The sequence below is a fragment of the Haloferula rosea genome (genome assembly GCF_016595525.1).
Lineage (GTDB): Bacteria > Verrucomicrobiota > Verrucomicrobiia > Verrucomicrobiales > Akkermansiaceae > Haloferula > Haloferula rosea.
In genome coordinates this window covers 188,283-212,899 of the sequence record NZ_JAENII010000002.1, presented here as the reverse complement: position 1 = coordinate 212,899, position 24,617 = coordinate 188,283, and the positions used below count along the sequence as shown (strand labels likewise).

The following is a 24,617-nucleotide window of genomic DNA, read 5'->3' as shown; positions in this document are numbered from 1 at the left end:
CCACTCTGGGAGGACCAGCACGAAGCTCACCCCATGGATGTCCCACCCCTTGGGGCACCCTTCGGCATGATGAATCGACGCCGCTTCGCCAGCCTCTTCACAGGACTCGCCGTGACCCAGGCCCCCGCCGCCATGACCGGCTCACCGAGCCGCCCCATCGCCCCCATCCATCCGGTCCACGAATCCTACGATCCGGTCGCGCAGAGATTCCTGCGCGCCATCCTCGAGGAAGAGCCTGTGGCCGTATTTTACCAAGGAGGCAGCACACCCGGCGCCCTCCGCCACTTCCGTCCCGACTCGCTCTATCGGCTCGAACCCGGAGGACCGATCTTCGCCACCGGAATCTGCCAGCTGCGCGACGGCACCCGCACGTTTCGACTGGATCGCGTCAGGCTGGCCTGAAGCATCCTTGTTTCCTCACGACTCCAGCGTTCCTTCACGGACGGTGAAGCGGGCGAGTTCACCGAGAGGCGACGCTTGGTCCAACCAGTCCAGGTGGGTTGTGGTGATCCATTTCTGAGCCCCCTGTGGCAAGGCCTCCATCAGAGCATTCCGCCTCATCACATCCAGCTCGCCAAAAACATCGTCGATCAGCCAGATCGGCTGCTCTCCACGACCGGCCGAAAGAACCTGTCCCTGTGCCAGCTTGAGCGCCAGCGCAGCAGTCCTCTGCTGCCCCTCACTGGCGAAGTCCGAGGCGTCCAGGCCGTTGATCCTGATCACCACATCATCCCGGTGTGGCCCGACCAGGCTTCGCCGCTGACGCCGCTCACGGTCACGCGCCTGCTCAAGCGCTTCAGGAAAATGACCACCGCCCGCCGGTTGATAGTCGAGTTCCAGCAACTCGTCGCGCCCGGCGATACGCGTCTGATACTCGGCGACCGCGGGTGACAGCGCCTTCATGATACGCTCCCTGACCGGCTGAATCACGGCCGCCGACTCGATCATCACGCCCTCGTAGGACTGGATTTCCGCCTCACGCAGGGACCCCTCCTTGAGCAGGAAATTCTTCGCCTTCAGGGCCCTCCGGTAACGATGCAGGGCCCTCCGGTAATCCATATCGATCTGGCTGCCGATGAAATCGAGATACCTCCGCCGGCCTTCCCCACCGGCCCGGATCAAATCGACGTCCTCGTTGCCCATCCAGACCAGCAGCCCACCATCGGACAAATAGGCATTCTGGCTGCTCCGCTCCTCGCCGTCGACCTGATAGCTGACCGGGCGTCGAGGTTCCCACTTCATCCTCCGCTCCGAGTTCCACGCCTCGCCAGCCACACCGAAACCACCCGCTCCACCGACCCGGGCCATCGTGGCCATCCGGTGGGATCGAGGCGAATGCAGGCGCACCAGCAGGCAAACCGCCTCAAGCACCGACGTCTTCCCCTGCGCATTCTGCCCGGTGAGCAGCGCCCCAGCCGCCGGCACCTCCACCGAGAGGGCGGAAAAACACCGGAAATCAACCGCTCTCAAGGCACCTACCATTGCGCCGCCGAGACTGCACCCCAGCCCCCGGTTTCGGCAACCCGCAATCGGGCCCGTGCAGTCCCAATACCGCCTTGAATTGCCTGTCCTGCCGTGCATTCTCCCCGCCCGCTCCCCGCCGACCCGAACCATTTCCCCGCACCATGGCCGCCAAGTCCTTCACCGCCCTCACCGGCTTCCGCGACTTCACCCCGCGTGACTGCTCGCTGCGCAACTACCTTTTCGAGACCTGGCGAACGGTCGCCCGCACCTACGGATTCGTCGAGTACGACACCCCGGTCCTCGAGGATACCGGCCTCTATTTGAAGAAATCCGGCGGCGAACTCTCCTCCCAGCTCTTCCGCTTCGAGGACCAGGGAGGACGGGACGTGTGCCTGCGCCCGGAAGTCACCGCATCGCTGGCGCGCCTCGCCGCCCAGCACCAGCGCGATTTCCCGAAACCCCTCAAGTGGTTCGAAATCGGCCAGTGCTACCGCTACGAGAAGCCTCAGAAGGGACGCGGCCGGGAGTTCTATCAGTTCAACGTCGACATCCTGGGTGAAGCCGGCCCGCAGGCCGACGCCGAGCTCATCGCCCTCGCCATCGACACCATGCGCGCCTTCGGATTCAAACAGGAGGACTTCATGGTGCGCGTGTCCGACCGCCAGGCTTGGCTCGACTTCGCCGCAGAGCACAAGATCGACGAATCCAGGATCCCCGATCTGCTCCAGGTCATCGACAAGCTCGAGCGCGCCAAACCCGAGGTGAGTGCCGAAAAACTCGAGGAGCTCGGTCTCGATCTTGAGACCGTCCAGACCTTCATCAGGAATCCCGAGAGCGCGTCCTTCGCCTACGAAAGCATCCGCGCCGATCTCGAGGCCCGGGGACTCGATGCATACATCGAACTGGATCTCTCCATCGTTCGCGGTCTCGCCTACTACACCGGCGTCGTGTTCGAGGTCTTCGACCGCAGCAAGTCCATGCGCGCGGTCGCCGGCGGCGGTCGCTACGACACCCTGGTCTCGACCATTTCCAACGGATCCGTCGACATGCCAGCCACGGGATTCGCCATGGGTGACTACGTGATCCGCAACTTCATCGAGGAAACCACGGATCCTCGCATGCAGCTCGAGGTCTGGCTCCAGCGTCAGGCCGCCGCCTGTGATGTGTTCCTCGTGCTTGCCGACGAGGACAAGCGCCCCGAAGCACTCAACATCCTTTCCGACCTCCGCCAGGCAGGCATCTCCTGTGACATGACCTTCACCGGAGGCAAGGTCGGCAAGCAGTTCCAACGCGCCGAACAGTCCGGTGCCCGGTTCGCCCTCGTGATCGGTAGTGAACTCCCGGAGCTCAAGCTCAAGGTCCTCGCTTGCCGAACCGAAGAAACCTGCCATGTCCTCGGCCTCGCCGACTGGCTCACCGACCGCATCCAACAGCCCGACGGCCCCCTCCTCGCCTGATCCCCCAGCTTTCCAACACTCTTTCCAGTTCCATCGACCATGCGCACTCATCACTGCAATCAACTCCGCTCCTCCGACATCGGCTCGACCGCGACCCTGATCGGCTGGGTCAATTCCGCCCGTGACCATGGCGGAGTGATTTTCATCGACCTGCGCGACCGCGAGGGCCTCACCCAATGCGTGTTCCGTCCTGAAGAGAACGCCGAGGCCGCCAAGCTGTCCCACCAACTGCGTGAGGAAGACGTGGTGCTCGTCACCGGTCACGTCGAGAAGCGCCTGGATGGCACCCTCAACGACAAGATCGACACCGGCGAAATCGAAATCATCGCCACCAACCTGACCATCGTCAACAAGGCCGAGGTACTCCCGTTCCAACTCGACAAGGAGCTGTCGAACGAGGACCTGCGCATGAAATACCGCTACCTCGACCTGCGCCGCCCGCGCATGACGAACAACCTGCGCACCCGTCACCGCGTCACCAAGTCATCCCGTGACTTCCTCGACGAACAGGGATTCTGCGAAATCGAGACTCCCATCCTTTCGAAGTCGACCCCGGAAGGTGCGCGCGACTTCCTCGTCCCATCGCGCATGCATGGAGGTCACTTCTACGCCCTGCCTCAGGCACCCCAGCAGTACAAGCAGCTGCTCATGGTCGGAGGCATCGAACGCTACTTCCAGATCGCCAAGTGCTTCCGCGATGAAGACCTTCGCGCCGACCGCCAGCCCGAGTTCACCCAGATCGATATCGAGGCCTCATTCGTCGATCAGGACGAGGTCATCGGGATGGTCGAAGGCCTGCTCGGCCGTGTCTTCAAGGAATCCATCAATGCGGAGATCCCCACCTCCTTCGACAGGATGACCTGGAAGGAAGCCATGAACCGCTACGGCTCGGACAAACCCGACCGCCGTTTCGGCCTCGAATTCGTCGACCTGACCGAGGAACTCAAGGATTGCGAATTCCGCGTCTTCTCCGGCACCGTAGCCAACGGCGGCATCATCAAAGCCATCAACGCCAAGGGCTTCGCCGACATTTCGACCGGACAAATCGACAAGCTCACCAAGCTGGCCCAAGACGCCGGAGCGAAAGGACTCGCCTACATCCAGGCTCGCGGCGAGGAGCGCAGCACCTGGCGTTCGCCATTCGTGAAGCGCATGACCGATGACGAGGTCGAAGCCCTTCGCACCAAACTCAACATCGAACCCGGCGACCTGATCCTCTTCGCTGCCGACCAGTGGGAAAGCGCCTGCGACGTGCTCGGCCGCGTCCGCCTCGCCTGCGCCGACATGCAGAAGCTCACCGAGGGCAGCAAGGAACTCAATTTCCTGTGGGTGACGGAGTTCCCCCTCCTCGCCTTTGACGATGAGGAAGGTCGCTACGTGGCCGTCCACCACCCCTTCACCCGCCCTCATCCCGAGGATGAAGCGAAGCTCTTGGCTGGGGATCTTTCCACCGATATCCGGGCGCTCGCCTACGACGTGGTTCTCAACGGCCACGAACTCGGCGGCGGATCCATCCGGATTCACGAAGCCCCCCTCCAGAGCGCCATGTTCAAGGCCCTCGGCATCACCGAGGAACACGCCGCCGCGGAATTCGGCCACATCCTTGATGCCTTCAAGTTCGGAGCCCCTCCCCATGGTGGCGTCGCACTGGGCCTCGACCGACTCGTCATGCTGATCTGCGGTGAGGATTCGATCCGGGAGGTGATCGCCTTCCCCAAGAACAACAAGGGCAACGACCTCATGTCGCAGTCCCCGGCCGAAGTGGATCCGAAGCAACTGCGCGACCTGCGGATCCAGTCGACCGCGAAGAAGAAACAGGACGGTCCCCAGTAGCCTCCTGTGGGAACTGGAATTCGATGAACGGAGGCCCGCCCGGCCTGCGTAAGGTCGAATTCATGAAGCCCTCCAGCCTTTTCCCGCTGCTTGCTGTCGCGCTGACCCTCGTCGGCGCGGCCAAACAGCCGAATATCGTCCTCTTCGTCACGGATGACCAGAGCCCCATCGCCGGATGCTATGGCTCGCCCATCATCCAGACCCCCCACCTCGACCAAATGGCCAAGGAGGGCACCATTTTTCGCGAAGCCTACGCCACGACTGCATCCTGCTCGGCGAGCCGCTCCGTCATCCTGACCGGCCTGCACAACCACCTCAACGGTCAGTACGGCCACGCCCACGCCTACCACAAGTTCGAAACCTTCAAGAACGCGGCGGCCATCAGCCTCCCACGGCAACTCGCCGCCGCCGGCTACCGCACCGCCCACATCGGTAAACTCCACGTCACTCCCGAATCGGTCTATCACTTCGATCAGCACCTTCCGGTTCCCAAAGCGCAGGGACACAATACCCCCGCGTGGGCAGAGCAGTGCGCCCCACTCTTCGAGGACCCCTCGGAGAAGCCGTTCTTCCTCTGCTTCTGGACCTATGACCCTCACCGGGGAAACGGCGAGGAACCGACAGCTCCAGGCAAGCTCAAACCCAACCGCTTCGGAAACCCCCCTGCCGGAAAATCCTATCCTGGCACCGAGGAGGTGATCTACGACCCGTCGAAACTCCCCGTTCCCTCTTTCCTTCCGGACACCCCGGAATGCCGGGCCGAGTTGGCCCAATATTACCAGAGCGTCACCCGCACCGACAAGGCACTCGGCGCACTCATCGACGCCCTGAAGAAGGCAGGCAAGTATGACAACACACTGATTGTCTTCACGGCCGACCACGGCATGGCCTTCCCGGGAGCCAAGACCACGGTCTATGAAGCAGGACTGCACGTGCCCTTCGTCGTTCGAGCCCCGGGAAACAAGAACCCCGGCACCATCTGTGATGCCATGATCTCGCACATCGACATCACCCCGTCGCTGCTCGATGCCGCGGGCGGTCTCGACGCCGACAAGTCGGCGCCAAAACAACTTCTCCCCACCCCGAAGGTCGGAAAGGGCGAGAACGCCGGACCAAAGATGACCCACTACCACGGGCGTTCGTGGCTTCCGTTGCTGGGAACGGCGGAATCCGAAGGGTGGGACGAGGTCGGATCGTCACACACCTTCCACGAGATCCAGATGTACTATCCCATGCGAGCCATCCGCGATCGCCGCTACAAGCTGATCTGGAACATCGCCGCCCCACTTCCCTACCCCTTCGCTTCGGATCTATGGGCCGCATCCACGTGGCAGGCTCAATATCAGAAAGGGCCCGACGCCAAGTACGGCAAACGCAGTGTCCAGTCCTACATCCAGCGACCTTCCTTCGAACTCTACGATCTGGAAAACGACCCCGCCGAATCCACCAACCTGGCCGACAGTCCCGAACACGCCGAGCAACTCGAGATGATGAAGAAACGGCTCAAGGCGATGCAGAAGCGTACCAAGGATCCGTGGATCCTGAAGTGGCGTTATGAGTGAGACCAACTGCCCCACCCATCGGTCGCGGGAAACAAACCCATGAGCCGGAGAAAGTGGTGGAGCGTAGCGGATTCGAACCGCTGACCCCCTGCATGCCATGCAGGTGCTCTACCAACTGAGCTAACGCCCCCCATTCACTTTCTGGACCGCCGAAGCGGTGCGCGCGGTTGGTAGGAGAATCCCCCCGACCGCGCAAGAAGTTTTTCGGCTTCAAAGCGAAACTTCCCTCACTTTGAGCCCGACGCGAGCTTCCGGATCAGTTCGGCAAGTTCCACCGTCGCACGCGCATGCGCGTCAGCGGCGGGCACCTCCCGATCCGGTTCATCGACCTGCACCACCGAGCGGGTCGCGATCCTCACTGTCGGGTTCCCCGCTTCAAACAGGATCGAGCTCAAATCACGATCGTCCACCAGGCAGATCGCCTCGGCTCCCACCACCGTGGTAAGCTCGTCGATGGCCGGGTGGCCAAGCGCTTCAGCCGAGCGGCCGGACGCCAGCAACCCGCGGTCACCGCCACCCATCGCCTCCACCACGAGCATCCTGCCAACCTCCCCCCGCTTCCGATTCAGCAGCTCGATCATCGGCAGCAGTGGCGCCTCCGGGTCGTAACCATGAGGCAAAAACGCAAACACGATCGGACGCGCGGGCTTCTCCCCCGCGAGAGCTTGAGCCACCGCGAGGACGGAGGTCACCCCTGTGGCATTCGCTTCCACTCCACCACCCGCAGGATCCTGATCATACGCAGCCACCACCCAGAGCGGGGAAGCCTCGCCACCGGGCAGCGTCGCAAGCACCAGGGGCCACGAATCCCCGTCCAAAGCCGGTCCAACCACCCGATCGAGCCGATACCCCGCATTCTCCGGCCCGAGGGTCCCTTCGATGAATGCCCCCATCCGTCGCAGCCCGGTCCGCCCGGCTTCGCTCGACGTATGCCTCGAGCCTATCCGGTCAAGAACGGTCCGCAACTCCTGCTCCAGCCCCTTCGTGCTGACCTCCGTCACGAATTTCGCAGGCTCATGAAGGTCATCCTCACGCTGGGTCCAGAACCACAGACCGCCCAAGGTGGAAACTACCAACCACAGGGGCAGAATCACCAGAACCCAGGCCACTTTCCGATTTGAACCTCCACTCTCTTCCTCGCTCACGCCCCTCCCTCCACCTTCTCAAGCCAACACGCAAGCCAGATCCTCTCACTCTCACCAAACGAGACTGAATGAGCTTTCAAGTTTTACAGTTTGACAACTCAAACTCGGTGGGTTTCATCCCCGACATGCAGCTACCGAAATGCAGTCTTCTGGCCAGTGCCGTCGGGATTCTCGCCTCCCTCTCCACCGCATGCGATTCGCCCGCGCCCACCACCGCGAACGACCCATCCGCGCCCATCCGGGTCACCGCCACCATTGGCATGATCGGCGACATCGTCGAACGCATCGGGGGTGACCATGTCCAGGTTGAAACCCTCATCGGAGAAGGCGTCGACCCGCATCTCTACAAGCCGACCAGCAAGGATGTGAAAGCCCTGATCGCCTCCGATCTCGTGTTCTACAACGGACTCAAACTGGAAGGAAAGATGGGCGACGTCCTTGAACGCGTCGGCGCCAAAGGCAAGCCCGTGAAGGCGGTGACCGAAGCCATTCTCGATCAGAAAGACTACCTCATCGAGGACGGCGAGGATCACTACGATCCGCATGTCTGGATGGATGTTCGGGGCTGGATGCGCGGTGTCGATGTCATTGCCGACACCCTCTCCGAAGTGCGTCCGGAGCATGCGCAGGACTTCAACCTCAATCGCGAGGACTTGCTTGAGGAACTGCGCGTCCTCGACGACTACGCTTTCAGTGCCCTAGCCAGTATCCCGGCCGACCAGCGGGTGCTGGTCACGGCCCACGATGCCTTCGGCTACATGGCGAAGGCTTACGGACTGGAAGTTATCGGCATCCAGGGCATCAGCACCGAGTCCGAGGCCGGTGTCCACGACCTGACCCGCCTGGTCGAGATGATCGTCGAGAGGAAGATCCCGGCGGTGTTCGTGGAGTCATCGGTTTCCGACAAGAACGTCCGAGCTCTGATTGAAGGCGCAGCTGCCGCCGGTCACACCGTCGCCATCGGTGGCGAACTTTTCTCTGATGCCATGGGGAAGGCGGGGACCTACGAGGGCACTTACGAAGGCATGATCGACCACAACGTCACCACCATCACCCGGGCCCTCGGCGGATCCGCCCCGGAGAAGGGCTACCGCGGAGAACTCGGCACGCCATGAACTCCCTCATCAAGTCCATGTCCCCCAAGGGGGATGCCGTCGACGAGAACCTCACCGCCCACCCGGACAACGTTCCGCTGGCCGTTCATGATCTAACCGTCGCCTACCATCGGAAACCCGTCCTGTGGGACATCGACCTCGACATCCCCGAGGGCAAACTCGTCGGAATCGTCGGCCCGAATGGCGCCGGCAAGAGCACCTTGATCAAGGCATGCCTGGACCTCATCCCCCGCGCCTCCGGCGAGATCGGCATCTACGGAAAGCCCTACCAACAACAACGCCATCTCGTCGGCTACGTGCCGCAGCGTGAAAGCGTCGATTGGGACTTTCCCATCAGCGCGCTCGACGTCGTCACCATGGGAACCTACCGCCAACTCGGCTGGTTCCGCCGCGTCAAGCGCGCCCAGAAGGAACGCGCCATGGAAGCCATCGAACAAGTGGGGATCGGCCATCTCGCCCACCGTCAGATCAGCCAACTCTCAGGCGGCCAGCAGCAGCGTGTCTTTCTCGCCAGAGCCCTGGCACAGGACGCCAAGCTCTACCTGATGGACGAGCCGTTCGCCGCGGTGGACGCCGCCACGGAAGAAGCCATCGTCCAACTGCTTCAAACTCTGAACGAGAAGGGCAAGACCGTGCTCGTCGTCCACCACGATCTGGCGACGGTGAAACGCTACTTCGACTGGCTCGTGCTGCTCAACATGCGTGTCGTCGAAACCGGCCCCACCGACGAGGTCTTCACCACCTCGAATCTCGAGAAAACCTACGGCGGCAAACTGAACCTGCTCTCCGAGGCCGCCCGGGCCCTGCAGGCCGCCACCCGTTGACATGAACTCCCTGCTGTCAGTCACGCTTCCCGGCTACACCACCATGGTGGTGGTTGGATCAACCACTCTGTTAGGCGTTGCAGCGGGAATCATCGGATCCTTCCTTCTCTTGAGGAAGCGATCACTCATGGGTGACGCCTTGTCCCATGCGACCCTGCCCGGCATCGGCATCGCCTTCGCCGTGATGGTCGCGGCTGGCGGCAGCGGAAAGCACCTCGGGGGCCTCCTCCTCGGCGCCGCCATTTCAGGCCTGTTGGGTGTGCTGGTCATGTTCCTGATCCGCAACACGACCCGCTTGCGGGACGACGTCGCCATGGGGCTGGTCCTCAGCGTATTCTTCGGCATCGGCGTCGCCATCCTCGGCATGGTGCAGGAGCTTCCCAATGCTGCGGGACTCGAAGCCTACATCTACGGCAAGCCGGCCTCCATTGTGGCGAGCGATTTCAAGCTGATTGCCGGCATGGCCATCTTCACATCACTGGCGACCACCCTGCTCTACAAGGAACTCACCCTGCTCTGTTTCGACGAAAACTTCGCCCGCTCGCAAGGCTGGCCGATCGGTTGGCTGGATCTCCTCCTGCTCACCTTGGTCACCGCCATCACCGTAGTCGGACTGCAGGCCGTCGGCCTTATCCTCATCATCGCGATGCTGATCACCCCGCCGACCGCCGCACGTTTCTGGACCCACAACCTCACCACCATGATGCTGCTTTCCGCCGTCATTGGCGGTGTGAGCGGTGGCTTGGGAACCTTCATCAGCGCGTGGGCACCGAGAATGCCGGCAGGTGCCGTGATCGTGCTCGTCGCCGCAGCCATCTTCCTCGCCAGCATGATCTTTGCTCCCGCCAAGGGCGTGCTGGCCCGTCGCTTCCGGCGCCGACGCCTCCGGCTCAAGGTCGACCGTCAACACCTCCTGCGTGCCATCTACGAACTCCTCGAAGCCGAGCAGGCCCCGTCATCCATCATCAACCATTCCATTCCCGTCACTGATCTCCTTCGCAAACGGACCTGGAGCAAGGTCGAGATCGAACGAATCGCGCGGCTTGCGCGGAAACGTGGCGACCTCGAGCCCCCATCAGGACAGGAGCTCTGTCTGTCGGAGTCCGGATTCGGTGAGGCAGCCCGCATCACCCGAAACCACCGGCTGTGGGAAGTGTATCTGGTCACCCATGCCGACATTGCCCCCAGTCACGTCGACCGCGATGCCGACATGGTTGAGCACATCCTTGAAGCCGACCTCGTCCGCCGCCTCGAAGAAGCCCTGCGCAGAAGCAACACCTGGGTGCCGGTGCCGGACAGCCCCCACCGCCTCTAACATGCCATGAACTGGACCTCTTTCGATACCTGGCTCGTGGTCACCGCCGCTCTGTGCGCGGTCGCCTGTGCTCTTCCCGGGTGCTTCCTCGTTCTCAGGAAGATGAGCATGATGGGCGACGCCATCAGCCACGCCGTGCTCCCCGGGATCGCTGTCGCCTTCATCATCAGCGGAAGCCGGGACAGCCTGATCATGTTTCTCGGAGCCGCCATCGTCGGGGTGTTGACCGCCGTGTTCACCCAGTGGATCAGCCGCTTCGGCCACGTTGACCGGGGGGCAGCCATGGGCATTGTCTTCACTACCCTGTTCGCCCTCGGACTGCTCCTCATCGTCCGCGCCGCCGACCACGTCGACCTCGATCCGGGTTGCGTCCTCTACGGAGCGATCGAGTTCACTCCACTGGATACCATTGAAATCGGGCCGGTTTCCTTTCCCCGGGCCGCGCTCGTTCTAACCGTTGTCCTCCTGCTCAACCTCGCGATCATCGCCCTTCTCTTCAAGGAGCTCCGTCTCAGTTCATTCGACCCATCCTTGGCCGACACCCTCGGCTACTCATCCCAGGCCCTTCACTATCTCCTCATGACCATGGTTGCGGTCACTACCGTCGCCGCCTTCGAGGCCGTCGGGAGCATCATCGTCATTGCCATGCTGATCGTCCCCCCGGCCACGGCCCTGCTACTCACCCACCGGCTCATCCCGATGATCCTCATCGCCTGCGTCGTCGCGGTGCTTTCCGCGCTTTTGGGTCACCTCGGCGCGCTGACGGCCCCCTCATGGTTCGGTTTCGAGGCCACCACATCTTCGGGCATGATGGCTTTCGCCGCAGGGGTTCTGTTCTTCCTCGCGTGGTGCTTCAGCCCGAGCGAAGGCCAACTCATCGTCTGGCTCCGACACCGCAAGGGGCCCCGAGACTTGATCCCACCCCCTGAAATTTCCTGAAAATGCGATACCTCGCCTCCTGCTTCCTGCTGCCCCTGGCAACCACCTACGGAGCATTGGCAACCGGCGACTCACCGCTTGGCCATCACCATCCGGGACCGATCCATGGGCACTACACCCACCAAAGCTCCACCGAGAGCCGGTATGAGGCCACCATCTCGCTGGGTTATGACAGCCGCTATGTCACCGAGGGCCGTGACAACCTCGACGGGGATCCACTGCTCCATGGCACCCTCGAACTGAGCTTCCACGATTTCCTCGTCGGAGCGTGGTATGCTCAAAGCCCGACCAATTCCTACGATGAATTCAACCTCTGGCTCGAATACGGCTTCGCACTCGGCGACGTGGAAGGCTACGTCGGCGTCAACCACCTGCGATTCCCGGACGACAACGAGCACGACAACGAAGTCGGCTTCGGCCTCAGCTATGGAGAATTGCCATGGGGACTCGTGGTCGGAGTGGACGCTTACTATTCCTTCGGAGCCGACGGGTTTTTCGCGGAAGCCGCGCTGAGCCGGGAGTTCCGCCCCTGCGATTGGCTCACCCTCGAACCCGGCATCGTCTTCGGTTGGAACGAGGGCTACGTCAGTTCCGGCCACCGTGGGGCCAACCACTTGGCAGCCGCGATCTCCGCAATCATCCCACTCGGAGAGATCGCCGAGCTCTCAGCCTACCTCAGCTACAACTTCGCCGTGAACTCCTCGCCGCTCCAAAGTCCGGACGACGACTTGTTGAAGGACTTTTTCTATGGAGGAGCCGCCGTGTCCTTCACCTTCTAGTGTAGTCCGCCAAGCAGACTGTGCTTTATGCGATGGGGAGTTTCTTCAAAGTTCAAGGCGTGAGAAGGAAGCGAATCGAGATTCGTGACCGCCGAACAACGCAGAAATTTGGAAAAAGACCCCGTCGTTCTTTCCCCGAGCTCGCGAAGCGACTGGTTTCCCCTCCTTCCAAGAAGACATCATGTGCAGTCTGCTTGGCGGACTGCACTAGTCACTGAAGCGGATGACCCCTTCAGCTGCCCCTGCCCGGCAGCCCTCACAGGCCGTCGAAAACCCCGGTTTCGGTGGACAAACCGGGAATTGGGCTTCGCTTCTTTCGAGCCATCATGAACCAAAAAGTCCTCTTCGCCGCCTCCTTTGCCCTGACAGCCGGGGCCGCATTCATTGCCGGTCGCGCGAGTTCCTCGCAGCCGGATGCATCGGAAGACACCGCGTCCACCACCCCACCACCACGACTCAGCCGCTCCGGATCCGCCACGGAGAGCGGATTCGCAGGCAGCCAGCGGAGCAAGCTGACCGGGCGCGAGCCGAGGGACCGGAGTTCCTCCGAAACCGAAGCGCTCGTTCAAGAAATGGTCGACATCATGGCGTCGACGGACCCCCTGACCCGAACCCAGGAATGGCTGGACTTCGTCAATGGGCTGGATCCCGATCGATTCGAAGAAGTCGTCGCCGAGTTCAGGGCCAAGGGGCTGACCAACGGCAACATGACCGAATACGCCATGGTCCTCACCGCATGGGCCAAGGTGGATCCTCTTTCGGCACTCGACTACGCCAAGGAGAACACAGGAAGCCCATTCGCCCGAAATACCATTCTCGCCTCCTGGGCCGGGACCGACCCGAATGGCGCCATCCAGTGGGCCGAGAGCAATCACGACGGCGACGGAGCCAATCCATGGATGGTCGGCGTCATCAAGGGAGTCGTCGCCAATGACCCGTATCTGGCCACGGAACTCCTCGGCAACATGCCTTACTCCGAGCAACGGGGCGACGCGCTCACAGCGATCCTGCCCCACGTGCTGAATCAAGGTCCTGAAGCCGCCCGTCAATGGGTCGCCGGCCTCAGCGACGACCGACTCCGCAATGGAGCCATCCAGCGGATGGCCGGTGCATTGGCAAAGACCGACCCCGAAGGCACCGCCAACTGGCTGGCCTCGACGCCAGGCGACGGCGCGACCGGCGCCATGGACAATGTCATCGGGACATGGGCTCGCGAAGACATCCAGGCCGCCACCAGCTACTACCAGGGCCTGCCCGCCGGCGAGCTCCGGACCAGCGCACTGCGCGGCCTGTCCAATCAACTCGCCATGAGCGATCCTCAGGCAGCGGCAAGCCTGATTGACGCCAATCCCGGTGACGCCTCGGACCGCGTCTATCAGCAATTCGTCTGGCATTCCTTCCGAGAGGACCCTGCCCTGGCCGCCAACTACATCGGTCGGATCGAAAACGACCGCGAAAGGGACAGCACCTATCGACGCATGCTCGAGGGTTGGCTCAGGCGCGACTTCGACTCCGCCAACGCGTGGATTTCATCAAATGAACTCCCCGAGGACGTCTCGAAACGAATCGAAGGACGCATCCGTGAGATGGAGCAGCGTCAGCAGTAAATCCAAACCACCGATCGACCTACTTCCCTCGATCGACCGCTTGGTCAAGATGACGGGGATCCTCGGTCCAAACCTCATCCCCGGGCCGTCCTCTGAGTCCGCGAATCCTCATGATGTGGGGGTTGTTCGACCCGCTTCCCGGGCCGCTTTTATCCGTTGCCAAAGTACCCATCAGCGCCACAGGCTCCACTCATGCGAAATCCTGCCCCCATCATCCTCAGCCTGCTGCTTGCAGCGGTTGCCGCTTTCCTGATCCTCCGAAAACCGGACCCAGAACCCGAGCCACCACAGGCTGAACCAACCGTCTCGGAACCGGCTGAGTCCACGGATCCGATCGAACCCTCAGAGCCTTCACCAGAGCCGCCATCCCAGGGCATCACCGCCGAGGTCACCCCACGGGAATGGCCTCAGGCCGACAGTGACCTCCCGGTCGACGAAAACGCCGTCTTCGGTCACCTCGACAATGGAATGCGGTATGTCATTTATCCCAACTCCGAACCACCCAATCGAGTCAGCCTTCGTCTGCACATCGATGCCGGCTCTCTCATGGAAGAGGAGGATCAGCGTGGCGTTGCCCACTTCCTCGAGCACATGGTGTTCAATGGCTCGAAGAACTTCACTCCGGACGAACTCATCCCCCGGATGCAGCGCCTTGGCATCGCCTTTGGTGCCCACGTCAATGCCTACACCTCGTTCAATGAGACGGTCTACATGCTCGACCTCCCCGATCTCAGCGATGAGATGCTCAATCTTGGATTCACGGTCATGCGTGACTTCGGCGATGGAGCCCTCCTCAAACCAGAGGAAATCGACAAGGAACGAGGCGTCATCCTCTCCGAGAAAACCTCGCGGGATTCCGTCGGCTACCGCCTGATGGAGCAGCAATTCTCCACCTTGATTCCCGACTCCCTCATCACCAAACGCTTTCCCATCGGCACCGAGGAAGTGATTCGCACGGCTCCCCGGGAGCGATTCGCCGACTTCTACGAGAAATACTACACGCCGGCACGCATGACCTTTGTGGTGGTCGGCGACATTTCCCCGGAGGACGCAAAGACACGCATTGAGAAAGCCTTCGCCAGCCTCACCAACCCGCAGGTTCCTGGCGACGACCCGGACCTGGGAGCCATCGAAACCACCGATGGCTTCGAAGCACTGATCTTCTCCGACAAGGAAGTTGCTTCGACCGATCTCGGTCTGCTGAGCATCGAAGAGTTCGAACCTTTGCCGGATACCCGGGAGAACCGGCTCTCCAAGCTTCCCCTGATGATGGCGCACTCCATCCTTGGGCTCCGCTTCAGCGAAATCGCCAAGGAAGAGGGATCCCCCATCCTCGGCGGCTCCGCCTCAAGGCAGGATCTGTTCCGTGAGATGACCATCGGCAGTGTGGATGTGAGCGTCGCTGACGATCGTTGGGAGGATGCTGTGCCTGTGCTCGAACAGGAATTCCGCCGCGCTCTCGAGTTCGGATTCACTCGTGCCGAGATCGCAGAGATCAAGGCCAACATCCTCAATACCTACGAACAGGCCGTGCGCACGAAGGACACCCGTCGATCGGACGGCATCGCCACGGGTTTCGTCCGGACCATCAATGAGGAGCGCGTCCTGACCTCCCCGGAGACCGACCTCGAACTCGTGTCATCCGCCCTCGAAAACATCACCAGCGAAACCTGCCACGAAGCCCTGAAGAGCTTCTGGAACGACAAGGGCGTGAAGCTCATCCTGACAGCCAAGGAAGAACCTGAGAACGGCAAGGAACAGCTGACGAAACTCTACGAAGCCTCGAAGGAGACCGAGGTCACCGCACCGGAGGAGAGCGAGCTCAAGAGCTTCGCATACACTGATTTCGGCGAAGCCGGCACCATCACCAGTCAGGAGGAAGCCGAGGACCTCGGCATCACGCGCCTCGTTCTCTCGAATGGTGTGGCAGTCAATCTGAAGCCCACGGACTTCGACAAGGACCGCATCCTCGTCCAGGCCCGCATTGGAAATGGCGGCCTCACGCAGCCCACGGACAAACCCGGTATCGGTGACTTTGCCACCGCCGTGATCGAAGGCGGCGGCATCGGGGAGCACTCGTCGGATGACCTCCGACAAATCCTCGCAGGGAAGAACGTCTCATTCGGATTCTCGGTCCAGGAAGACTACTTCTCGCTGGCCGGCGAAACCACGCCGGACGACATCCTGCTCCAACTGCAGACGATGACCGCCCAGCTCCTGTTCCCGGGATACCGCCCGGAGGCGGTCAACCAGTTCCGCAAGACCGTCCCCATGATCTTCCAACAGTTGAAGCACACGACCGCCGGTCCCATGCAGCAAATGGGCGGGTGGCTTCGAGGCAACGACCCACGCTTCACCTTCCCGGACACACCCGAAGTCCTGCTCGCCTACGAGCCCGCCGACATCAAGGAGTGGATCGAGAGGGACTTCACCAATGGTACGCTGGAACTCAACATCGTCGGCGACTTCAAGCCGGACGAAATCCTTCCCCACGTGCTGGCCACCTTCGGAGCCATCGACAAGCGCCCGGAAGCCAGCGAACTGGATCAAGCACTCCGTCAGGTCGAGTTTCCCAAAGCTCCCACCACCAAGAAATACGAGTTCGAAACCAAGATCCCCCAGGGCCAGGCCGTCGTGATCTGGAAAACACCCGGCCCGCGGAACAACCAGAAGGAATTCCGGCGTCTCAACCTGCTGGGTGAGATTTTCGGGGATCGTTTGCGCGAGGAAATCCGCGAGAAACTCGGTGCGGCCTACAGCCCTCAGGCTGGCGCAGGCGGCTCCACAGCACTGGAGGACTTCGGCTACCTGATCGCCCTGAACACATCCACCCCCGAGGCAATTCCCCAGCTCACCGAAGTCTGCGTGAATCTGGCATCACAACTTGCCAAGGAAGGAGCTACGGAAGATGAGCTCGAACGAGCCAGAAAGCCCCTGCTCGCCGACATGGAGAAGACCCTGCGGGACAACAACTACTGGATGCGTAGTGTACTCTCCGGCAGCCACGAGGATCCTGAGAAGCTGGAGCTTTGCAGGAACCGACAGGAGGACGTCGAGTCCATCACACTCGAGGAACTCAACAAACTCGCAGCCACCTACCTCGTTCCTGAGAATGCCATCCAGGTCGTGATCATTCCTGAGGTGACCGAGGAGGAAGAGTAAGCGCCGTGCACTGCCCCTACTGCCGCACCCTGTTGAGTGAGACCAGCCCGGAATGCCCGGGCTGCCGACTCAATCTGGCGCGTGCTTCGGCACTGCTCGGCCCGGTCCCCATCGTCAAGAACCGGATCTGCGACCAGCCGCGCCTGCTCGATCCAGCCGCCCAGAACCGACTCCTTCGCCGCATGGACCGCTTCGAACGGCGGTTCCCCCAAGTCCGGCTGCAAGTGCTGTGCCGGACCTTTCCCACCGAGCATCCCTTCTCCCTCTATCTGTTCTGGATCTTCAATCTTGGCCGGATCAGCAGCGACCTTGAGAAGGGCGGCAACAACCGCGTCATCCTTCTCGCACTCGACCCACAGTCATCGCGCTCCGGGATCATGCCCGGCTACGGACTGGAACCTTTCCTCGATCAGAACGAACTCGACGAGCTCCTTGCCTCCATCGATGAAATCTGGGGCCGCCATGCGTGGGACGAAGGCTTCATCAAGCTCATCGACGGCCTCGACTCGATCCTCGAAGGCTCCATCCATCGACTCACCGACATTTTCGGTCACGCCCCCCGCCCTGCTGAGACGAGGGAGATCGGCTTCTGATCGGGCTTGGCGGCGGACTTCGGCCTAGCCGAAGATCTTGAGAAATCCGACCTCGAGCGCCAGTTGTTCCTGAGCGTTGGTATCCAGCGTGCGCCGCAGTTCCTCAACCGCATCCATCCGTCGGAGCAAACTCGGAAGATCCTCCATTTCGGCCACCTTCCGCGTGTTGGTCTCAAGGTCCGGAAACTCCAATCCGCCGGACAGCGTCTTGCAGCGCAGCACATCGGCGAACCATGACTGCATCAGATCAAAAAGCCGACTTCTCTCATTCAGGTAATCTGCCGTCGCCACCGCCTTGAGCGCATCCTCCCTTCGCTTCAGCCAGTCTCCCTCGACCGCGTTGCGCAGGGCCTTTTCCTCCTCCTTCAGAGCTTCCTTCCCCGCCGCCTCGGCCTCCGCCTTCGATTCGGCCAGGATCGATGCAAAGCAGGATTTCAAACCCAGCGCCGCCGAGAGATTTCCCAATCCCAATTCGGCAATCGACTGCAGGGCATCGAGGAAACTCTGCGCATTCCCCTCGGGTTCCAGACGTCCCCCCATCAGCGGCATCCTCACACATCGGGAAATGACGGTGGGCAAAAGCCCGGCGGGATTCTCGGTCAGAAGCAGTAGCAAGGTCTGTGGCGGTGGTTCCTCGAGGGTTTTCAGGAACGCATTCACCGAACCCTCACCCATGCGGTCGGCATCGACAATCACGCCGACCTTCCAGGTCGTCGGCCCTGAGACCACGTAGAGGTTCTTCTCCAGTTCGCGAACCTCATCCACCGTGATCCGCCGCGATTTCGAGCGTGGCCGCAGGATACGCACCCACTCCCCCTCCATTTCATCAAGCGGCTTCGCTTCGGGAACCACGGCATCGCCAAACAGGTCGACACCTCCACTCCCTGACTGAAGCATCGAAATCACCTTCGATGCCAGGGCCTCCTTCCCCGCTCCACGGGCTCCGCTGATGAGGAAGGCATGCGCCAGACGTTCGCGCTCGTGAGCGCCTTCCATGAGGGTGAATGCCTGATCGACTGTGAATGCCATCGCTGGGTCATGCTGTGCCCCCCAGCGGGGGGCCGCAACGGCAAACCCTCATCGAACTGGCACAAAAAACGGGCCGATCGTTTGCAACGATCGACCCGTGGAAAAATTAAGGAATCCGCTCCGGATTACTCCTCGGAAGCAGGTTTCTCTGCGGCGGCCTTCTTTGCAGCCTTCTTTGCCGGAGCCTTCTTCGCTACCTTCTTGGCGGCCTTCTTCGCCGTTTTCTTGGCGGCTTTCTTCGCAGTCTTCTTGGCGGCCTTCTTCGCAGGGGCGCTTTCCGACTTCTTCTTCGCAATGCCGCCGAGCTTGGCCTGTTCAGCCTTACGCTTCAGGTATTTCTTCCGGCGGTTGCGCTTTGTGACTTTTCTGTGCTGCTGTCCCATGGTCTTGGTGGCGAGGGGTTTAAAGCCCCCCCCGCGTCCTAGCAAGGGGAATCTGGCCCCTTTCCGCGACTCAGTTTTCACGCCCGACGCCCCCGCCCGGCCGGGCACCCCGAGGGGGAATCCACCGCCTGCGCATCTTCTTTCTCGCAACACGTCCCCGCGGGATGTTTCTTCCCGGCCATGCCCGGTCTCGTCATAGCTCCCCGCGCCCGCATCTTCCACGGCCACGAATGGGTGTATGGAAGCGAAGTGAAGAAGGTTTTCGGTGACCCCTCGCCCGGCGATGTCATCACGCTCAAGGACTTCCGCGACCGCCCTCTCGGAGCCGCGATTTACAACCCGGAGTCCCAGATCATCGCCCGAAGGTTCTCCCGCCGGCGCCAGGATCTCGATGCCGACTTCTTCAAACGCCGGATCGGCCAGGCTCTCGAATACCGCCAGCGTCTCGCGCTGGACGAAAACCTGTGCCGACTGGTGTGGAGCGAATCGGATGGCATCCCGGGAGTCATCGTGGACCGCTACGGCGACCACCTCGTGCTTCAGGTGCTCACCCTCGCCATGCATCAGCGTCTCGATCTGATCGTCGCCGCCCTGAACGAACTCCTCACGCCTGCCTCGATCCTCCTGCGCAATGACTCCCCCGTGCTGCGCGCCGAAGGCCTCGAGACCGAAATCCGTGTCGTCGCCGGCTCGCTCGACGGTGGATTCGCCGTCGAAGCCGGTGGGATCGAGTTCGAAATCGACCTGCTCGACGGCCAGAAGACCGGCCTCTACCTGGACCAACTCGACAGCCACGCCGAAGTCGCCCGACTCGCCGAGGGCAAGCGCGTCCTCGACTGCTTCACCAACCAGGGCGGATTTGCGCTCGCCGCCGCCAAGGCAGGTGCCAGCCAGGTCACCGCCGTCGACATTTCCGGGCCAGCCTGCGAGGCCACCCGGCGAAACGCCGCCCGAAACGAGCTCGATATCGAAGTGATCGAGGCCAACGTGTTTGATTTCCTCAAGCAGGACGAGAACGAGTATGACCTGATCATCCTCGATCCCCCCAGCTTCACGAGAAACAAGAAGACGCTCCGGGACGCGATGCGTGGCTACAAGGAGATCCACCTCCGTGCCCTCAAGCGTCTCGGTAAAGGAGGATTGCTCTCAACCTACTGCTGTTCCCACCACGCCAGCCGTCAGGAATTCCTCTCCAACCTAGTGAGCGCTTCGGTCGACGCGAAGAAGACAATCCGCCTGATCGCCGAGCATTCCCAGCGTGCGGACCACCCGGTCCTGCCAGCCATCCCGGAAACCCATTATCTGAAGGGCTTCACCGTCGAGGTGGTCCCCAGCCGATGACTCACGACCCCTATTCGCCACCCGGTTCAGCCGCCCCCGAATCCGCTGAACTTCCGGACTCGTGCCCGAAATGCGGTGCCCTCTTGGCCAAAGGCTGGACGGAGGGATCGCTTCGATGGTTCGAGCAAGGCGCAAGTTCACTCGAGCGATTCAAGGGAGGGAAGAAGATTGCCGGACCTTCGAGTTTCTCGATCACCCTTCGTACCGTCCAGCATCCCTCACGGCACTGCAGGAACTGCGGACTAACCATCGTCCTCCCCCCTTAAGAGGTATTCGAGCGCCTCTGCGGACCAGGGTTCATGCCGCGTCGCTCGTTCGCAGTCGCACGACCCGGCCACCGACTCCCGGTCACTCGACCGCTTCGGAGGACTCGTTCGTCTCCGTGTTCCCATCGCTGGCCGGAGCTTCGGTTTCCAGGGGCACACCCTTCTTTGGCAGAGGCGCAGGCACCCGGAAATACTTCTTCTCCTCGGCCGGGAAATCCGGATCCGCCACCGCCTCACCCACCGCAATACCGGTCACATCGATCCACTTTCCGTTGTAGGGACTGATGACGAATCCCGGTTTATCGGGAACAGGTTGCGCCGTCGGAATGACAGGCTTGCCATTTTCGCTCACCTCCGGTTCGGGATCAGGCTTCGGCTCGGTCGCCTCACCACCCAGAATCTTCCCCACCTGCTCAAGCGGGTCTGGAATCACGGGCTCAGTGCCACCGGAGGGCGCCTCGTCACACGAAGACGCCACGAACCCGAAGGCAAGAATGACCCAGTAATTTCTCAACGCGCTCATGCTTCGACAATCTAAGCGTTGAATCAAGCGCTTGTCGTTGATTTTCATTCGCTCCCCTTTTGCCAAACCCATCCCTTTCCCCCAGACTGCCGCCCAGATGTTTCCTTGGTCCGATCCCGCCGAACCCATGCGATTCGATCGCTTCATGGAGGCGGCCCTGCATGATCCCGAGCGCGGATACTATGCCCGACGTATCCGTGACGTTGGCATCAGGGGGGACTTCTCCACTACCCCCTCCCTTTCCGGCACCCTTGGCCGGGCCATCGGCGCTTGGGCAGCCAAGGCACTGAGAGAAACCGGATGCCGGGACCTCATCGAGCTCGGGCCCGGCTCCGGAGCACTCGCCCACGCCGTAATCTCCGCCCTCCCGTGGCACCGTCGGCTCCGAACCCGGGTCCACCTTGTCGAAACCTCTTCCCCCCTCCGCGAACGGCAGCAGGCACTGCTTGGCCGCAGCGTGCATTGGCACCAGACCCTCTCCGAAGCACTCGCCACATGCGGAGGCAGGGCCTGCATCTACTCGAACGAATTCGTCGATGCCTTCCCGGTCCGCCGGTTCAGACTGAACGCCGACCGTTGGGAAGAGCAGTTCGTCACACCGGGAAGAAGCCACTGGAATACCACCAGCGAACTCCCATCGGGTTCCGTCTTCTCCCGCGAGTGGGCCGATGGGCAGGTCGTCGAAGTGCATTCGCCCTACAGGAAATGGATGGAAGAACACCTAACCTACTGGAAACGTGGCCGAATGCTTACCATCGACTACGGAGACCAGGTCGCCGACCTCTACCACAGACGCCCCGACGGAACCCTTCGCGGCTACTTCCATCACCAGTTGGTCACCGGCCCGGAGATCCTCGATCGACCGGGCCACCAGGATCTAACCTGCGATGTCAACTTCACCGATCTCATCGAGTGGTCGGCCCCGCGTGTCAGGATGCTCCGACTGATCGAGCAATCCGATTTCCTCAAGCCACACGTCGATTTCAATCAACCAACAGACGCATTCGTATCTGCGGCCCACGGTGCCGGAGGAGCATTCCTTTGCCTCGAACAGGAAGTGGTTTGAAACCCCGAGGTTCCACTCGATCACCGAAGCAAAACATGACGGGTTGAGATTCAGAGCAAACCCTGACTGAAGATCATTCCAACGAACTACAGGCGACCGTTGCCTGAATAGATCGCAATGGAGTGATGTCCTATTTACCGATGAGCTGCTCAAACTCAATCGATTGTTAGCTTGAACTCCTCCGAATATCGAACCGCCCTCGCAGCCTTGTCCTACGGCAAGCGGCTTCCCGGGGCCCTCTACATCCTGGATCCCGGCGAAACGAGCGAGCGGATCCCACAAGACCTCCTAATCACCTTCTCCGAACTCCGCCGACGGCTGGAGATCGGGCCCGAGTTCAACCTGTTGAAGCTCCATCTCGCTGCGCCCAAGGTTTCGTTCCTCTCCTACCCCGATTTTGATCGAAACCCGCACCCGGAGCTGAAGGCGTCCGTGATCGTCGATCTCGTGACGGGAAAGGTCCGCCGGGACGACTACTCAAAACGCGCGAACCCGCCGATCCTGCACCGCAAGGAGACCTTCCTTCCGCCGGACGATCTGCGGCGGAGGAAGTTCGCGAAGCTCACCAAGCAAGAAGAAGAGGCCGGTCTGCTCAAGGAGACTTCGCGCATCGGCTTCCGCCTCAACTGGGACAAGCTAGTCGCCGAGGCCGGCTACGGTTTTCGTGGCCATCGACTTGAAAAACTCGAAGCCGATCCGGAGCCTAAATCGCCAAAGCTCCCCCACCCCCGAAAGGTTGCCCGACACAAGACAGCGATCGTCCGACGCGATCTCTCCAAGCCAGTGAAAACCCTGCTGGAGCTCAATCAGCTTCGTCGGAACGAGAGCTTTTTCGACTACGGCTGCGGCTACGGTGGTGACGTCGAGGGAATCTCTCGTCTCGGATACTCCGCCAGCGGATGGGATCCGGTGCATGCCTCCGATGAGGCGAAGAGCAAGGCCGACGTGGTCAACCTCGGGTTCGTGCTCAATGTGATCGAAGACCCGGCCGAGCGGGTGGAAGTGCTGGCCGACGCGTGGCAGCACGCCGAACGGCTACTGGTAGTCTCGACCTTGATCAGTGGACAGGAAGCCTATGAAAACATCCGCAACTATGGCGACGGAGTCATCACCAGCCGCAATACTTTCCAGAAGTTCTTCGAGCCGGCGGAGATCCAGTCCCTGATCGAAGATACCCTGCACGTCGATGCCGTGCCGGTCGCCCTTGGAATCTACTTCGCCTTTCAGAATCAGGCGGACTACCACGATTTCATCGCCTCGCGCAGTCGGCGGTTCATCGACTGGGAGTCGCTTTCCCGGAAGCTCGGACTCCTCCAGGCCCTGCGGGCGAAGCGCGACCCTTACGAAACGCATCGCGAGTTGCTCGACCGGTTCTGGGAAAGCGTTCTTGAGCTGGGCCGCCTGCCACGCGACAACGAATTCGAGGATCTCGCCGAAGTCCGAAAGGCCTGCAGCTCTCTTCCGAAAGCCCTCCAACTCTTCATCGACCGCTTCGGCGAGCCGACCTTCGAGGCGGCTCGACTGCGCCGGAAAGAAGACCTGCTCGTTTTCGTCGCCGCATCCCAGCTCCGGGAGCAAATCCCCTTCAGTCACCTGTCCGAACGTTTGCAACGTGACCTTCGCAGCTTCTTTGGCAACTACACCAACGCCCAAGACCAGGCCCGCGAGCTCATGTTTGCTGCCGGCGATCCCGACGAACTCGAACTCGCCGTTAGAACGCTCGACTTCGGATGGGTCGATGAGAACGAGGGCCACTTCACCATCCACCGAAGCCTCTTAGATGAGTTGCCCGCGATCCTGCGGGTCTACATCGAATGCGGTGCCAGGCTCTACGGCGACCCCCGAGCTGCCGACCTCACCAAGATCCATCTTCACTCCGGCAAACTCACCTTCACCTACTACGAAGACTTCGAGAACACCGGCTTCCCGGAGCTGACACTCCGAATCAAGGTCGACCTCCGGAAGCTCTTCGTGAACGTGTTCGAGCATCCGTCCGGACCCGATCGACAGCTCCTCTTTTTCAAAAAGCGCTTTATCTCCAGCGACCATCCCGGCCGCAGGAAGATAGAGATCCTCAGTGACCGGCTTCGCGCCATGGGCATAACCGAGTCCAACGTCGGCCATGGTATCAGCAAGGGAGATTTCGAGGCGGCCATTGCCAGGGCGGGGTTAACGCGGGCGCTGACGAAATAGGTCCCCAAAAAAGCAGTAGCC

Annotated in this window: 20 protein-coding genes and 1 tRNA gene; 15 read left to right on the top strand and 6 right to left on the bottom strand. The window is 61.5% G+C overall.

The features are described from left to right. Positions 1-33: 33 nt before the first annotated feature. Positions 34-402 (top strand): WYL domain-containing protein, encoded by a 369-nt coding sequence (locus JIN81_RS02925; protein WP_200276156.1) that lies wholly within the window; start codon positions 34-36, stop codon positions 400-402. A 15-nt stretch (positions 403-417) separates the two neighbouring features. Here the strand turns inward: JIN81_RS02925 and recF are convergent, their stop codons facing one another. Continuing rightward, positions 418-1,470 (bottom strand): DNA replication/repair protein RecF, encoded by a 1,053-nt coding sequence (recF, locus tag JIN81_RS02920; protein WP_200276154.1) that lies wholly within the window; start codon positions 1,468-1,470, stop codon positions 418-420. Between the two features lie 155 nt (positions 1,471-1,625). Between recF and hisS the strand changes: the two genes are divergently transcribed. The 3 genes from hisS (at position 1,626) to JIN81_RS02905 (ending at position 6,316) form a co-directional block, all read left to right on the top strand. Next, positions 1,626-2,921, top strand: a complete 1,296-nt coding sequence (hisS, locus tag JIN81_RS02915) for a histidine--tRNA ligase (RefSeq protein ID WP_200276152.1) — start codon at positions 1,626-1,628, stop codon at positions 2,919-2,921. A gap of 39 nt (positions 2,922-2,960) precedes the next feature. Next, entirely contained in the window at positions 2,961-4,754 is a 1,794-nt protein-coding gene (aspS, locus tag JIN81_RS02910) for an aspartate--tRNA ligase (RefSeq protein WP_200276150.1), read from the top strand. 62 nt (positions 4,755-4,816) lie between these two features. Further along, positions 4,817-6,316 carry a sulfatase family protein gene (locus JIN81_RS02905; protein WP_200276147.1) on the top strand — a complete coding sequence of 500 codons (1,500 nt, stop codon included), beginning with the start codon at positions 4,817-4,819 and terminating at the stop codon, positions 6,314-6,316. Between the two features lie 54 nt (positions 6,317-6,370). Here the strand turns inward: JIN81_RS02905 and JIN81_RS02900 are convergent. Both JIN81_RS02900 and JIN81_RS02895 read right to left on the bottom strand, forming a co-directional pair. After that, a tRNA-Ala gene (locus JIN81_RS02900) sits at positions 6,371-6,446 on the bottom strand. Between the two features lie 97 nt (positions 6,447-6,543). Further along, a complete protein-coding gene (locus JIN81_RS02895) occupies positions 6,544-7,425 on the bottom strand; it encodes a M28 family peptidase (RefSeq protein WP_200276145.1) in 882 nt (293 codons plus the stop codon). A gap of 161 nt (positions 7,426-7,586) precedes the next feature. On the opposite strand from JIN81_RS02895, the gene JIN81_RS02890 reads away from it, so the two are divergent. The 8 genes from JIN81_RS02890 (at position 7,587) to JIN81_RS02855 (ending at position 17,795) form a co-directional block, all read left to right on the top strand. Continuing rightward, entirely contained in the window at positions 7,587-8,576 is a 990-nt protein-coding gene (locus JIN81_RS02890; RefSeq protein ID WP_200276143.1) for a metal ABC transporter solute-binding protein, Zn/Mn family, read from the top strand. A 17-nt stretch (positions 8,577-8,593) separates the two neighbouring features. Next, positions 8,594-9,400, top strand: a complete 807-nt coding sequence (locus JIN81_RS02885; RefSeq protein WP_200276913.1) for an ATP-binding cassette domain-containing protein — start codon at positions 8,594-8,596, stop codon at positions 9,398-9,400. A gap of 1 nt (position 9,401) precedes the next feature. After that, positions 9,402-10,715 carry a metal ABC transporter permease gene (locus JIN81_RS02880; RefSeq protein WP_200276132.1) on the top strand — a complete coding sequence of 438 codons (1,314 nt, stop codon included), beginning with the start codon at positions 9,402-9,404 and terminating at the stop codon, positions 10,713-10,715. A gap of 6 nt (positions 10,716-10,721) precedes the next feature. Continuing rightward, on the top strand, positions 10,722-11,654 hold the full coding sequence (locus JIN81_RS02875) for a metal ABC transporter permease (protein ID WP_200276130.1): 933 nt from the start codon (positions 10,722-10,724) through the stop codon (positions 11,652-11,654). 2 nt (positions 11,655-11,656) lie between these two features. Continuing rightward, positions 11,657-12,433 carry a hypothetical protein gene (locus tag JIN81_RS02870; RefSeq protein WP_200276128.1) on the top strand — a complete coding sequence of 259 codons (777 nt, stop codon included), beginning with the start codon at positions 11,657-11,659 and terminating at the stop codon, positions 12,431-12,433. A gap of 326 nt (positions 12,434-12,759) precedes the next feature. After that, complete coding sequence (locus JIN81_RS02865) at positions 12,760-14,040, top strand: hypothetical protein (RefSeq protein ID WP_200276126.1); 1,281 nt, start codon at positions 12,760-12,762, stop codon at positions 14,038-14,040. 192 nt (positions 14,041-14,232) lie between these two features. After that, positions 14,233-17,202, top strand: a complete 2,970-nt coding sequence (locus JIN81_RS02860; protein WP_200276125.1) for a M16 family metallopeptidase — start codon at positions 14,233-14,235, stop codon at positions 17,200-17,202. 5 nt (positions 17,203-17,207) lie between these two features. Continuing rightward, positions 17,208-17,795: a hypothetical protein gene (locus tag JIN81_RS02855; protein ID WP_234044426.1), complete on the top strand. Its 588-nt coding sequence runs from the start codon at positions 17,208-17,210 to the stop codon at positions 17,793-17,795. Between the two features lie 24 nt (positions 17,796-17,819). Here JIN81_RS02855 and JIN81_RS02850 read toward each other — a convergent pair whose 3' ends face one another. Both JIN81_RS02850 and JIN81_RS02845 read right to left on the bottom strand, forming a co-directional pair. After that, positions 17,820-18,824, bottom strand: coding sequence for a hypothetical protein (locus JIN81_RS02850; RefSeq protein WP_200276121.1), 1,005 nt, complete (start codon positions 18,822-18,824; stop codon positions 17,820-17,822). Between the two features lie 125 nt (positions 18,825-18,949). Then, on the bottom strand, positions 18,950-19,207 hold the full coding sequence (locus JIN81_RS02845) for a hypothetical protein (RefSeq protein WP_200276959.1): 258 nt from the start codon (positions 19,205-19,207) through the stop codon (positions 18,950-18,952). 180 nt (positions 19,208-19,387) lie between these two features. Between JIN81_RS02845 and JIN81_RS02840 the strand changes: the two genes are divergently transcribed. Next, entirely contained in the window at positions 19,388-20,548 is a 1,161-nt protein-coding gene (locus tag JIN81_RS02840; protein ID WP_200276119.1) for a class I SAM-dependent rRNA methyltransferase, read from the top strand. Between the two features lie 348 nt (positions 20,549-20,896). On the opposite strand, the gene JIN81_RS02835 is transcribed toward JIN81_RS02840, so the two are convergent. Continuing rightward, complete coding sequence (locus JIN81_RS02835; protein WP_200276117.1) at positions 20,897-21,337, bottom strand: hypothetical protein; 441 nt, start codon at positions 21,335-21,337, stop codon at positions 20,897-20,899. Positions 21,338-21,434: 97 nt separating this feature from the next. Here JIN81_RS02835 and JIN81_RS02830 point away from each other — a divergent pair, with 97 nt between their 5' ends. Both JIN81_RS02830 and JIN81_RS02825 read left to right on the top strand, forming a co-directional pair. Beyond that, positions 21,435-22,403 (top strand): SAM-dependent methyltransferase, encoded by a 969-nt coding sequence (locus JIN81_RS02830; RefSeq protein ID WP_234044425.1) that lies wholly within the window; start codon positions 21,435-21,437, stop codon positions 22,401-22,403. A gap of 171 nt (positions 22,404-22,574) precedes the next feature. Continuing rightward, positions 22,575-24,596 carry a DNA phosphorothioation-associated putative methyltransferase gene (locus JIN81_RS02825; RefSeq protein ID WP_200276113.1) on the top strand — a complete coding sequence of 674 codons (2,022 nt, stop codon included), beginning with the start codon at positions 22,575-22,577 and terminating at the stop codon, positions 24,594-24,596. Positions 24,597-24,617 lie beyond the last annotated feature (21 nt).

Excerpts from the sequence above, each read along its gene's own strand:
- JIN81_RS02925 (WP_200276156.1), top strand. The coding sequence starts at position 34 with ATGGATGTCCCACCCCTTGGGGCACCCTTCGGCATGATGAATCGACGC.
- hisS (WP_200276152.1), top strand. The coding sequence starts at position 1,626 with ATGGCCGCCAAGTCCTTCACCGCCCTCACCGGCTTCCGCGACTTCACC.
- aspS (WP_200276150.1), top strand. The coding sequence starts at position 2,961 with ATGCGCACTCATCACTGCAATCAACTCCGCTCCTCCGACATCGGCTCG.
- JIN81_RS02905 (WP_200276147.1), top strand. The coding sequence starts at position 4,817 with ATGAAGCCCTCCAGCCTTTTCCCGCTGCTTGCTGTCGCGCTGACCCTC.
- JIN81_RS02890 (WP_200276143.1), top strand. The coding sequence starts at position 7,587 with ATGCAGCTACCGAAATGCAGTCTTCTGGCCAGTGCCGTCGGGATTCTC.
- JIN81_RS02885 (WP_200276913.1), top strand. The coding sequence starts at position 8,594 with ATGTCCCCCAAGGGGGATGCCGTCGACGAGAACCTCACCGCCCACCCG.
- JIN81_RS02880 (WP_200276132.1), top strand. The coding sequence starts at position 9,402 with ATGAACTCCCTGCTGTCAGTCACGCTTCCCGGCTACACCACCATGGTG.
- JIN81_RS02875 (WP_200276130.1), top strand. The coding sequence starts at position 10,722 with ATGAACTGGACCTCTTTCGATACCTGGCTCGTGGTCACCGCCGCTCTG.
- JIN81_RS02870 (WP_200276128.1), top strand. The coding sequence starts at position 11,657 with ATGCGATACCTCGCCTCCTGCTTCCTGCTGCCCCTGGCAACCACCTAC.
- JIN81_RS02865 (WP_200276126.1), top strand. The coding sequence starts at position 12,760 with ATGAACCAAAAAGTCCTCTTCGCCGCCTCCTTTGCCCTGACAGCCGGG.
- JIN81_RS02860 (WP_200276125.1), top strand. The coding sequence starts at position 14,233 with ATGCGAAATCCTGCCCCCATCATCCTCAGCCTGCTGCTTGCAGCGGTT.
- JIN81_RS02850 (WP_200276121.1), bottom strand. The coding sequence starts at position 18,824 with ATGGCATTCACAGTCGATCAGGCATTCACCCTCATGGAAGGCGCTCAC.
- JIN81_RS02845 (WP_200276959.1), bottom strand. The coding sequence starts at position 19,207 with ATGGGACAGCAGCACAGAAAAGTCACAAAGCGCAACCGCCGGAAGAAA.
- JIN81_RS02840 (WP_200276119.1), top strand. The coding sequence starts at position 19,388 with ATGCCCGGTCTCGTCATAGCTCCCCGCGCCCGCATCTTCCACGGCCAC.
- JIN81_RS02835 (WP_200276117.1), bottom strand. The coding sequence starts at position 21,337 with ATGAGCGCGTTGAGAAATTACTGGGTCATTCTTGCCTTCGGGTTCGTG.
- JIN81_RS02830 (WP_234044425.1), top strand. The coding sequence starts at position 21,435 with ATGTTTCCTTGGTCCGATCCCGCCGAACCCATGCGATTCGATCGCTTC.